This window comes from Labedella endophytica, assembly GCF_003990045.1.
GTDB lineage: Bacteria > Actinomycetota > Actinomycetes > Actinomycetales > Microbacteriaceae > Labedella > Labedella endophytica.
This window is the reverse complement of sequence record NZ_RZGZ01000003.1, coordinates 113883-125518: the sequence shown is the minus strand read 5'-3', so window position 1 is coordinate 125518 and position 11636 is coordinate 113883. Positions and strand designations below refer to the sequence as shown.

7 protein-coding genes are annotated in these 11636 nt (G+C 70.0%); 5 read left to right on the top strand and 2 right to left on the bottom strand.

Going from position 1 to position 11636, the window contains the following annotated elements; all coding sequences use genetic code 11:
* The first annotated feature begins 473 nt into the window (after positions 1 to 473).
* Entirely contained in the window at positions 474 to 2990 is a 2517-nt protein-coding gene (locus tag ELQ94_RS11600) for a sigma-70 family RNA polymerase sigma factor (protein ID WP_166404764.1), read from the top strand.
* A 113-nt stretch (positions 2991 to 3103) separates the two neighbouring features.
* Here ELQ94_RS11600 and ELQ94_RS11595 read toward each other — a convergent pair whose 3' ends face one another.
* Complete coding sequence (locus ELQ94_RS11595) at positions 3104 to 4336, bottom strand: MFS transporter (RefSeq protein ID WP_127050500.1); 1233 nt, start codon at positions 4334 to 4336, stop codon at positions 3104 to 3106.
* Positions 4337 to 4506: 170 nt separating this feature from the next.
* On the opposite strand from ELQ94_RS11595, the gene purU reads away from it, so the two are divergent.
* From purU to ELQ94_RS11575, 4 genes are all read left to right on the top strand, one after another.
* Positions 4507 to 5373: a formyltetrahydrofolate deformylase gene (gene purU / locus ELQ94_RS11590; RefSeq protein WP_127050498.1), complete on the top strand. Its 867-nt coding sequence runs from the start codon at positions 4507 to 4509 to the stop codon at positions 5371 to 5373.
* Between the two features lie 57 nt (positions 5374 to 5430).
* Entirely contained in the window at positions 5431 to 5787 is a 357-nt protein-coding gene (locus tag ELQ94_RS11585) for a YrdB family protein (protein ID WP_127050497.1), read from the top strand.
* Positions 5784 to 7160 carry an FAD-binding oxidoreductase gene (locus ELQ94_RS11580; protein ID WP_127050495.1) on the top strand — a complete coding sequence of 459 codons (1377 nt, stop codon included), beginning with the start codon at positions 5784 to 5786 and terminating at the stop codon, positions 7158 to 7160. Before ELQ94_RS11585 ends, ELQ94_RS11580 begins: the two co-directional genes overlap by 4 nt.
* A gap of 101 nt (positions 7161 to 7261) precedes the next feature.
* Positions 7262 to 7678, top strand: coding sequence for a ribosome-recycling factor (locus ELQ94_RS11575; protein ID WP_127050493.1), 417 nt, complete (start codon positions 7262 to 7264; stop codon positions 7676 to 7678).
* A gap of 181 nt (positions 7679 to 7859) precedes the next feature.
* Here ELQ94_RS11575 and ELQ94_RS11565 read toward each other — a convergent pair whose 3' ends face one another.
* Positions 7860 to 11498, bottom strand: a complete 3639-nt coding sequence (locus ELQ94_RS11565) for a S8 family serine peptidase (protein WP_243696990.1) — start codon at positions 11496 to 11498, stop codon at positions 7860 to 7862.
* Between the last annotated feature and the right edge of the window lie 138 nt (positions 11499 to 11636).

Genomic DNA, 11636 nt, shown 5'->3' with positions numbered 1-11636 from the left:
TTCACTCGCTCGAGCGGAGGTGGTGGGCTCCCCCGAGCACCACCACCCCGCTGGAGATCCGGACCCGAGCTCGTGCCCGCGGGGTCCGATCCTGCGTCCAGAAGGACAGAGCAGGTCCGTGCCGGCATGGCCGAATGGGTGCCGGCGTCCGTCACCGCGAATGCAAGAACTCGGTGACGGCGACCGAGGCCGGGAGTTCGGCTGGGCCGGCTCCGTGGACTCGTCGTCACCCCGAGAGAGTGCGACGTCTCCGGATCATGACGCGACTCCGGGAACGACTCCATCGGACCGTCATCCACAGGTTCGAGATTTCCTCCCACGGGGCCCGTCGGAAGAGGAGAATCGGGAACCGACGTCATGATCCGGCCGAGGACGCGTCTCTCAGGATGAAGCCCCACCCGAACCCGGCTCCGGATCCCGCGCACACACCCGATCGCGCCCCCCGACGAGCTGCCGAGCCATACGGAGAAGTCGTGCACGACGAGAGCACCGCACCCACCAATGCATCAGGATCGGACGCGACCCCCGAGGACCTGACGGCGGACGACGCGATCGTCGACGACGTGACGACCGACGACGTCCCCGCCTACTCGCAGTGGAACGACGCGTCCGACGGCGATCTCATCCTCTACACGCGCGCCGGTGACGGTGCAGCCTACGGCGAGCTGTGGCGCCGTCATGCCCGCGCAGGGCGAACCGTCGCCCGTTCCTTCACCTCGTCGCTCGACCCCGACGACCTCGTGCAGGAATCGTTCGCGAAGATCTACCAGGCGCTCCAGAAGGGCGGTGGTCCCACCGGAGCCTTCCGCCCCTACCTCTTCACGACCATCCGCAACACGGCATCGGCGTGGGGTCGGGCACGACGCGAAGCGTCGATCGACACGCTCGAGTCCTTCGAGGATCCTGCATCCCGCGACGAGGAGACCATGGCGGCACTCGATCGCAGTCTCACGGCCACGGCGTTCCGCAGCCTGCCGACCCGGTGGCAGGAGGTGCTCTGGTACTGCGAGGTCGAGCGGATGACCCCCCAGCAGGTGGCGCCCCTCCTCGCGATGAAGCCCAATGCGGTCGCGGCACTCGCCTACCGGGCGCGCGAAGGACTGCGGCAGGCCTGGATCCAGGCCCACATCGCGGCCGTTCCCGCGGACTCCGAGCACCGCTGGACGATCGAACGGATCGGCTCCTACACCCGCGGAGCGCTCGGCAAACGTGATACCGGCAAGATCGAGGCCCATCTCGACGGTTGCGCGCGCTGCACGATCGTGGCGGCCGAGGCCCGAGAGGTCGGATCGCGCATCGCTCTCGTCCTCCTCCCGCTCGCGGCCGGCACGGCCGGTGCGACGGGCTACCTGGCGTGGCTCCAGACCGGCTCGTCGTCTGCCTTCACGACCGCCGCGATGCCGGCCGCCGTTCTCGGCGGACACGGGGCCTCCCTCGGCGTGCCCGTGGACCCGTCGCTGCTCGGCTCGCTCACGGGCGCAGGAGCCGCTGGTTCCGGGGCCGTCGGTTCAGGGGCCGTCGGTTCAGGGGCCGCGACGTCGGGTGCCGTCGGTTCGGGAGGCACAGCAGTCGGGGCCTCGTCCGCCGGCGCGGCCTCCGCCGGCGCCGTCTCCGCCGGTACGATCTCCGCCGGTACGATCTCCGCCGGAGCCCTCACGACCGGAATCGTCTCGGGCGTCGTCGCCCTGGTGACCGCCGGAGCCGTGGCCGCCACGCTCGCGTTCAGTCCGACGGCGACCGCCCCGGCCCCCGGCCCCCAGGCCGGTTCGGAGACCGTCACTGAGACCGCGCCCACCGAGACGTCCGACGAGCGCTCGGACCTCTCGTCCGGTGCCGATCCATCCGCCGCCGGGTCGCCCTCATCACCCCCGACCACGGCTCCCCCGTCCTCCGAGCCCCAGGAGTCGTCGACGCCGGAGCCGAACACACCGACCGAAACGAGCACGCCCGACGACGGCACCGACACCCCGACGCGTCCGACCGTCCCCATCGCCCCGGCCAGACCGACCGAGCCGGCCAAACCGACGGAGCCGGAGAACCCCGTCGACCCCGAGCCGTCGATCCCCTCGGCGCCGTTGATCACCATGATCGATCAGGGCGAGGGTGATGCCCTCTACCCGGTCGTCCAGGGATACGGCGACGACGGCGCGACCGTCACCATCCGCCGCGGGACCGAGGTGCTCGCCGAGATCCCGAGCAACGAGGACGGGGGCTTCTGGGTGTCCGAGCCCCTCACGTCACTCCCGGTCGGCGAGAGTGAGATCTCCATCGAGCAGACCGTCTCGGGATCGACGTCCGCGGCGGTCCGTCAGACGGTCACGGTCCGCGAGGCACCGAGCCTCGTCGACCCGGTGGATGGTGCCATCCTGTTCGCGACGGACCTCGATCTCACTCTCGGGAGCGCCTTCCCGGGCGCCGTCGTCGCCGGTTCCGTCGATGACCAGCCGATTTTCACCTGCCGCTACGACGAGTCGGGCACGACGTCGACGTGCGGGTGGAACGAGGGGGCGCAATGGACCTCGCTCGGCCTCGAATGGCACACGGTCACCGTCGCCTACACGGACGAGACCGGTCGAACGGGGCCCGCACGTCAGATCAGGGTCTTCGTCGTCCTCCCCACGGGCACGACGGAATCGCGTTCGGCATCGTCCTCCGACGAAGCGGCTGCGGTCACAGATGTGGACGCGGCATCCGATGCGTTCCCCCATCCGGACGGCGCCGACGCGTCCCGTGAGGCCGAGGACGATCCCGATGTCGGTGCACCGGCGCCGTCGGGAGGCCCTGGCGTGATCGAGACCGGGCCGAGCATCCCAGCGATCGAGGAGACGGAGACGGGCACGCCGGACTCGGACACACCGGACGTCGCGGCGCCGGATGCCGAGACGTCCGATGCCGAGACGTCCGATGCCGAGACACCGGACTCGGTGATGCCAGGGGCACCGTCTCCTGCGACGCCTGCGACACCCGACCCCGGCTCGACGACGGACTGACGACGAGCCGATCCGACGAGGCTCAAGACCGTCTCGACGCCCGACCGCGACCGACCAGCACGACGATCACCAAGCCGATCACCGACTGACCACGAGCCGCGATCCGACGAGGCTCAAGACCGTCTCGACGCCCGACCGCGACCGACCAGCACGACGATCACCAAGCCGAGCACCGTGAGCACGATCTGTGTCGGAGGCAGCGCTCCGAGTCCCCCGGTCTCCAACAGCCACGCGCCGACAAGTGCTCCCCCGCCGATCCCGACATTGAAGGCCGTCGTGTAGAAAGCGGCGGCCGTGTCGCGGATGCGCGTGCTCGCCACCTGGAGGACCCGCGTCTGCATGAGCGGCGGGATCATCCCGAACGCCACGCCCCAGAGCATGACGGCGATGATCGCGACGACGGTGTTGCCGACCGCCAGAGCGGCGATCGTCACGAAGAGCGCGGAACCGGCGAGCGCCGCGACGAGCCCTGTGCTCGGTCGACGCGCGAACACCGTGCCCGAGAGCACCAGTCCGGCGGCACCGGCGATGCCGTAGCCGAACAGGACGACGCTGAACAGGCTCGGGTCGATGCCGATCTCCTGCGTCATGAACGGCGCGATGTAGGTGTAGATGGCGTAGTGGCCGATCATGACGACGGCCACCGTGAGACACACGAGAGCGACCGGAAGCGCCGTCGGATCGAGGGAACGCCGACCGTCCGCGGCCCGGTGCGGCGCCCGCCGTTCCGCCGGACCGACCCCCGGGAGCAGGAGCCCCACCGCGACGACGCCGATCGCGAAGGCGATGGCGACGGCCACGAAGCCCCATCGCCAACCGATCGCCTGCCCGAGGGCGGTGCCCAGGGGCACACCCAGAACGAACGCGAGCGTGCCGCCGGCGATCGTGACGGAGACGGCGCGCGCGATGAGGTCCTTCGGCACGAGCCGTGCGGCGTAGGCCGGCACGGTGGACCAGAAGAGTCCGTGCGCGAGGCCCCCCAGGATTCGGCTCGCCACGACGAGGGTGTAGTCGGGGGCGAGCGCCGTCAGCAGGTTGGCGAGCCCGAGAAGCGCGATGACGCCGAGGAGGAACGGCTTCCGCGGGATGCGCAGGGTCACGGCCGTCAGCGGCGCGCTCGACACGACGACCGTGAAGGCGAACACCGTCACGAGGAGCCCGACGGAGGCCTCGGTGACGCCGAGGTCGGCGCTCATCTCCGGGAGGAGCCCGGTCGGCATCATCTCGCTGGTCACGGAGAGGAACGTCGCGACGGACAGCGCGATCATCCCCCACCAGGGGAATCGGGCACCGGACGGGATCGAGCCGGTGGGCGTGAGGAAGGATCGGTCAGGAGAGGTGGTCATGGCGCGGCACAGACAATCATCGGAGGGAAACGAGAGACGTTTGGCGTTCACTCGGCTGGTGGCGATGCGACCGCTCGAGTTCGTCTGCGCGCCGATGTGCGCGCCCAGGGCCGGGGGGAATCACCGACCGCTGGCAGTCTACGCCTCCCGCGTGGCAATACCCTAGGACGGTGACCGACCACAACACGACCCTGAACCACTGGGTCCTCACCATCGTCTGCGCCGATCGACCCGGCATCGTGCACGCCGTGAGCGGCGCCGTCGTGGGCGCGCTCGGCAACATCACGGAGAGCCAGCAGTTCTCGAGCGCCGATACCGGACGCTTCTTCATGAGACTCCAGGTCGAGTCGGCCGCGGATCGCGAGACATTCGCCGCCGCGCTCGAGCCGATCGCCGATCGCTACACGATGCAGTGGAGGCTCGACGTCGTGGGGCGCCCCCTCAAGACCCTCGTCCTGGCCTCGACGGCCGCGCACTGCCTCAACGACCTGCTCTTCCGGCAGCGCGCCGGCCAGCTCGCCGTCGACATCCCCCTCGTGCTCGCCAACCACGGGAGCCTGCGCGACCTCGCCCAGTTCTACGGCGTGCCCTTCGTCGCGGCACCGGTCACGAACGCCCAGGAGAAGGCGGCCTTCGAGCGGCGCATCGTCGACGCGGTCGAGGAGCACGACATCGAGCTCGTCGTGCTCGCCCGGTACATGCAGATCCTCTCCCCCGAGCTGTGCGAGCGCCTCGCCGGTCGGGCCATCAACATCCACCACTCGTTCCTCCCGGGCTTCAAGGGCGCGAACCCCTATCGGCAGGCGCACGCCCGCGGCGTCAAGCTCATCGGCGCCACGGCGCACTTCGTGACGAGCGATCTCGACGAGGGCCCGATCATCGAGCAGAACGTCGTCCGGGTGGACCACTCCCGCTCCGCATCGGAGCTCGTCGCGATCGGTCAGGACGAGGAGAGCCGCACCCTCACCCAGGCCGTCAAGTGGTTCTCGGAGGACCGCGTCCTGCTGGACGGCGCACGGACAATCATCTTCCGCTGACCGACGTCCTCTGACCCGCGTGCGACGGGCCACGGCTCGCTCGCCTAAAATCGACCCGTGACTGCAACGACCTCCCCCACGCGCATCGGTGTCAACGACGTCCTGCGCCTCGTCCTCGAGCTGTTCGCGTTCGTGACGCTCGGCATCTGGGGCTTCGTGGCCTTCGAGTTCCCGCTCGCCATCGTCGTGGGCATCGGCGCACCGGCCGTCGCGATCCTGCTGTGGGCGCTCTTCCGGTCCCCGAAGGCCGTCTTCTCCATCGACGTCTTCGGCCGATCCCTCGTCGAACTCCTCGTCGTCGCCGCCGCGACCCTCGCCTGGCTCGACCTCGGGCACCCCGTGGTCGGCCTGGTCTACGCGGCCGTCGCGGTGATCAGCGGCGTCGTCGCCGGCCGACGCGAACTCGGTCGATGACCGATCCGGCGGCGGTCCTCGAGGCGCTCCGTCTCGAACTCGGCGACGCCGTCGTGACGGATCCGGCGCGACTCGAAGCGGCCCGCGGTGACAAATCCGGGCACCGATCCGACGCGCCTCCCCTCGCGATCGTCGATGCGCGCTCGATCGAGGATGTCCAGGCGACGATGCGGATCGCCACGCGGACCCGGACCCCGGTCGTGACCCGCGGAGCCGGGACCGGGCTCGCCGGCGCCGCTCTCGCGACGACCGGCGAGATCGTGTTGTCGACCCTCGCGATGGACCGTGTGATCGAGATCGACGAGGACGACCTCCTCGCGGTCGTGCAGCCGGGCATCCTCAATGGTCGATTCAATGATCTGCTCGGCGAACGCGGTCTGTGGTTCGCGCCCGACCCGGCGTCCCGGGCGATCTCGACCGTCGGCGGCAACATCGCCACGGGCGCCGGCGGGCTGCTCTGCGCGAAGTACGGCGTGACGCGTGATGCGGTCCTCGGGCTCACGGTCGTCCTCTCCGACGGCCGCGTCATCCGCACCGGCCACCGCAGCGTGAAGGGAGTGACGGGGCTCGACCTCACAGCGCTGATGGTCGGGTCGGAGGGCCTGCTCGGGATCGTCGTCGAGGCGATCGTGCGGATCCGACGCCGGATCGAGGGCACGGTCGCGACGATCGCCTCGTACTTCCCCGACGCGGCGAGCGCCGCGCGCGCAGCATCGGCCGTCTCGGCAGCCGGGGTGCAGCCCGCGGTGATGGAGCTCATGGACGCGCGATCCCTCGCCGCGGTGGACGCCCTGCTCGGCACGACGATGGGAGCGGCGGGAGCGGCCCACCTCGTGGTGCAGACCGACGGCCCGGCCGCCGCGAGTGAAGCCTCCTCCGCCCTCGCGATCATCGAATCGTTCGGCGGGACGGCGGAACTCACGACCGACCCTGCCGAGGGCGAACGACTGTTGGCCGTTCGCCGGGCCATGCACCCCGCGATGGAGCGGCTCGGCACGACCCTCATCGAGGACGTCTCCGTTCCACGTAGCGCCCTCCCCGCGATGTTCGCCGCGATCGCGGACGTCGAACGACGATTCGGCGTCACCATCCCGACCGTCGCGCACGCGGGGGACGGCAATCTCCACCCGAACTTCATCTTCGACGGCGACGTGGTCCCCGACCACATCTGGGAGGCGGCCGACGCCCTCTTCACCGCGGCCCTCGCACTCGGGGGCACCCTCACGGGCGAACACGGGATCGGCATCCTCAAGCGACGGTGGCTCCAGGACGAGTTGGGCGCCGACCAGGTCGACCTGCAACGCGGCATCAAGGCCGTCTTCGACCCGCTCGGCATCCTCAATCCCGGCAAGGTCTTTCCTCCCGCCGAGTGAGGCCGGATCGATGTGCACCACCCCCTCGTCGGTTCCATCCGCCCTGTTAGGGTCGGGTCGTCACAACCACACGAGAACCAGGGGCCCCAGACATGACCAGGATGACCACCACCCGCTCGATCCGCGCCGTCGCGGGCGTCTTCGCCGTCAGCGCACTCCTGCTCACCGGTTGCACCGGCGGGCAGTCGAAGGAAGAGGCCTGCACGCAGCTGAACACCGAGCTCGAGGACGCGCAGACCGAGCTGCAGGACAGCATCTCCAACATCGCGAGCGACCCGGACGGCGCGATCGACGCCCTCGAGACGTTCCAGGGGTCCTTCTCCGACAGTGTCGACGACATCTCGAACGACGAGATCAAGGACCTCGGCGAGAACGTCGAGGAGGCCCTGGACGACTACATCGAGGTCACGTCTGACGCGGTCGACGACCCGGAGAACGCTGACAGTGCGGCGCTCACCGACGCGATCGAGGAGTTCCAGACGCAGACCGAGGCCTTCTCCGAGGCCTGCGGCTCCTGAGCCCCAGGCTCCTGAACCCCGGGCTCCTGAACCCCGGGCTCCTGAGCCCCGGGCTCCAGAACCCCAGGCTCCTGAACCCCGGGCTCCTGAGCCCTGGGCTCTTGAACTCCTCCCCCGAACGACAGCGGTCCTGCAGGGATTCCCCTGCAGGACCGCTGTCGCCTGCGTCAGACCGCCCCGATCAGAAGACCACGAGGATGAGTCGCGGAGCTCCCGTCGAGCCCGTGTGCGTCTCATCCCCCGCGTAGCTCACCTTCACGGTGTGGATGCCGGATCGCAGCTTCGGCAGGGTGATCTTCGCCTTCCCGTTCGCGTCGAGGACGGCCTCGATCTTCTTCGAGCCGACGGTCACCACGACAGTGCCGGTCGCGGGCTCCTCGGAGCCGCTCGTCACCGTGACCGTCGCCGTGTAGGTCGACCAGCTGAATCCGACGACCGGCGAGACGGAGAGCGCCACCTTGGAGGCGAACGCGACGACGACTCCCGCGGACGTCGCCGAACCGGCGGGGATGCCCTCCCCGGTCGCCGTGACGACCACCGTGAGGGTCTTACCCTGGTCGGCCCGCTTGACCGTGTACGTGGCCTTCTTCGCTCCGGGGATGTCGACCCCGTCGGCCTGCCACTGGTAGGCGAACGTGAGGCCGTCGACGTCCCACTCGCCCGGTGTCGCCGTGAGCTTCTTCCCGGCGGCCGGCGTGCCACTGATCGTCGGTGCGACCACGTTCACGGGCGCCTCGGGCTCCGGCTCGGGTGCCTCGCCGCTCGTGACGGAGACGACCGTCGCCTCTCCTGTCTCGCCGTAGACGACGAGGCCGAGGTAGGACGACTCCGGAGCGAGCCCCGCCCACGACGCGGTGTAGGTCACCGGTTCGCCCTGCACTCCGGCCAGTTCGGCGGGATCGACCGTGAAGTCGCCCTCACCCTGCCCCGGGACGATGGAAGCCGTACGGACGTCGAAGGCCGTCGCGCCCGAGTAGACCTGCGCGATGACGAGGTAGTCACCGGCCTCGGGAGACCAGATATCGACCTGCTCGTCGGCCGAGCCCGTCGCCGACTGCCAGCCCGCGACGGGGTTCCCGTCACCGTCCAGCTGGTAGACGATGAGGTCGAGATCGGCCGTCTTGTCCACCGCGATGAGCGAGAATCGTGCGAGCGACGCTCCGTCGGGCACGGAGACGGGGTACTCGAACTCGTCCCCGGCGGAACCCGAACCCGTGTGGCCATCGGTGGAACCATCACCGGTCGCGAGCACCGACGGCGCGAGCCCCTGAGCCGACAGCGGGATCGATCCGGTCCCACCGGGCGTCACCTCGACGCCGACGCTCCCCGAGACGCCCGTGCCGTCGACCTGGTCGGGGGCGACGATCGTCACGGGCTGCACGGCGATCGGCGAACGGACCGTCGTGCCGTCCGTTCCCTCCCACACGAGCGAGCCCGTGGAGAACTCGTCGAGCGGAGCGTCGGTCCGCGAGAACGTCACCGTGTACGACACGGACTCGCCCTCGGCGATCGTGAACGACGCCGGCGTCACCTCGGCGGTGATGCCGGGGATGTCGATCGGCTGCGCCGTGTAGGTGCCGGCGGTCGTCGCGGTCACGGTGCGCGTGATCGTCTCCGGCGCCGTGAGCGAACCGATCGCGATCGATGCGAGGTTGAGGCTCGACGGATCGGCCGGTTCGACGTCGGGTGACAGCTCGTACCCGGCGCCCTCGATGTAGGACGCCCAATCGTCGAGGTCGTTCAGGTAGAGCAGTCCGGCGTCGAGGAAGCTCCCCGGCTCGACCTGGCCGGCACCCTGGACGAAGGGATCGGTGACGTCCTCACCCGCGGCGTCGACCGTGTTCGACGCGCTCGTCATGAGCGCCGACTTGATCTCGGCCGGCGTCGCGAGCGGGTGCACGCCGAGGTAGAGCGCTCCGAGGCCCGCGACGTGCGGGGCGGCCATCGAGGTCCCGGAAAGGAACCGGAATGTCGGGTCGGCACCCTCGGCATTCGGTCCGCCGGCGAGGATCGCCACGCCGGGTGCCGAGACGTCGGGCTTCAAGATGTCGCTGCCGTCCGCGAGCACGGGTCCACGGCTCGAGAAGCCGGCGACCTGCGGGCTCGGGGGCGACGGGAAGTCGGAGACGTTGTCCGGCAGGAAGGTGGCAGTGGCCCCCTCCGTCTGCGCGTAGGCGACGATGGCGTCGTGGTACGTGGCGTCCACGTGCACCGTCGGGACGCTGTGCTCGTCGAGGTCGATCGACCCGGGGATCGGGTTCACCAGGAGGAGTCCGATCCCGCCCGCACGGGCGACCTCGGCCGACTTGGCGGTGCGATCGTAGGTCCCGCGGTCGCACACGACGATCTTTCCGGCGACGAGCTCGCCGTTCAGCGAGTCCGGTCCGCAGAGGGCGGCGTCGGCGACGCCGTCGGCCGCGACGTCACCGGCCCACACGAGCTCTCCGGTGAGCGCCTCGGCGCCCTCGGTCCGGTCCACCGTGATAGAAGCACCGGGGTAGGCGGAACCGTCGCCGAGTTCGGCCGTCGCCTCGTAGCTCGGGATGGTCGAGGCAGCCACGGTCGTGATCCAGGGCGACGCGTTGTCGAGCGTCGAGGCACCGGGACCGTCGTTGCCGGCGGACGCCGACACGAAGATGCCGGCAGCCGCTGCGCCCAGGAAGGCGTAGTCGGTCGAGGAGACGGTCGTCTCCGCCGCCCCGCCTCCGATGGAGTAGTTGATGACGTCCACGCCGTCCGTGACGGCCTGCTCGATGCCGGCGAGGAGGTCGGTGGTCGCGCAGCCGTCGTCGGTCGTGACGGCCGGGTCGGGACCCGACCAGCAGACCTTGTACGCCGCGATCTTGGCTGCGGGAGCGACACCCGAGATCTGGCCGTAGTCCACTCCGCTCACGCTCGCGTCGACCCCGTTGTTGCCGGCGGCCGTGCTCGCGGTGTGCGATCCGTGTCCGTCGCCATCGCGGGGCGAGACGTACTCGCCGACGCTCGCGTCGCCGACCCGGTCGGCACCGAAGCCCTCGAGGAAGTACCGAGCACCGATGACCTTCGTCGAGCAGGACGACGCGGCGAACTGCTCACCCTCCTCGCAGATGCCGCGGAAGGTGCCGCCGTCCGCCTTGGGATAGACGACCTCGTCGCCGTCGAGGAAGGGCTCGTCACCGGGCGCGATCCCGAGGGGTTCGCCCGCGAACGAGGGGTTCTCGGGCGCGATGCCCGTGTCGAGGACACCGACGACGACGCCGGCGCCGGCCGCGTCGACTCCGCCGACGCCCTCCCAGACCCCGCCCTCACCGGACAGGCCGAGGAAGTCGGTGGACGACTGGGCGGTCGGGTGCAGGATCTCCTCGGCCTCGAGGGCGACGACGCGCTTGTCGGCCGAGAGGGAGCTCGCCTGCTCGCTCGTCAGATCGGCGGCGAAGGCGTTGACCGTGAGTGTGTACGAGTAGTCGATGGTCGCATCGACCTCGCCCGCCACGTCCTCCTGCTCCTCAGCGAGGTAGTCGGTGTAGTCGACGACGTCCTTCGCGCCGGGGTTCAGTTTGTCCCCCGCACCCGGCTGCGTGGCGTCGAAACCGGACACCCCTCCGTCGTAGGTCGCGGCCGGGTCGTCGGCCAGGGTGATGATGTACCGGCCGGCGTCGAAAGTCGTCTTCCCGGTCTGCTGGGCGAACGGCGTCGTCGGTGCGGCCGAGGCGGCCGTGCTGCCGAGGAAGCCGATCGTCGTGATGGCCAGTGCGGCGGTAAGTCCACCGGCGAGCGCTCGGCGCGCCCCGGCTGCTCGTGCGCCGGCTCGTGGCCTGCGCGAATCTGAATATCTCACGGATACCTTTCCCGTCTCGTGTTACGGATGACGCCCGTCACATGCGGCGTCGTCGTGCGAGGGTTTCGGGTACCCAGGAGCGAAACTAGCGCAGATGTGTCCCCCGAGGGAGGGCCACGTGTAAACGTCACGTTACGA

What these genes read in the sequence shown, in the direction of transcription:
- ELQ94_RS11595 (WP_127050500.1), bottom strand. Translation starts at nt 4,336, where the DNA reads ATGACCACCTCTCCTGACCGATCCTTCCTCACGCCCACCGGCTCGATC.
- ELQ94_RS11580 (WP_127050495.1), top strand. Translation starts at nt 5,784, where the DNA reads ATGACCGATCCGGCGGCGGTCCTCGAGGCGCTCCGTCTCGAACTCGGC.
- ELQ94_RS11575 (WP_127050493.1), top strand. Translation starts at nt 7,262, where the DNA reads ATGACCACCACCCGCTCGATCCGCGCCGTCGCGGGCGTCTTCGCCGTC.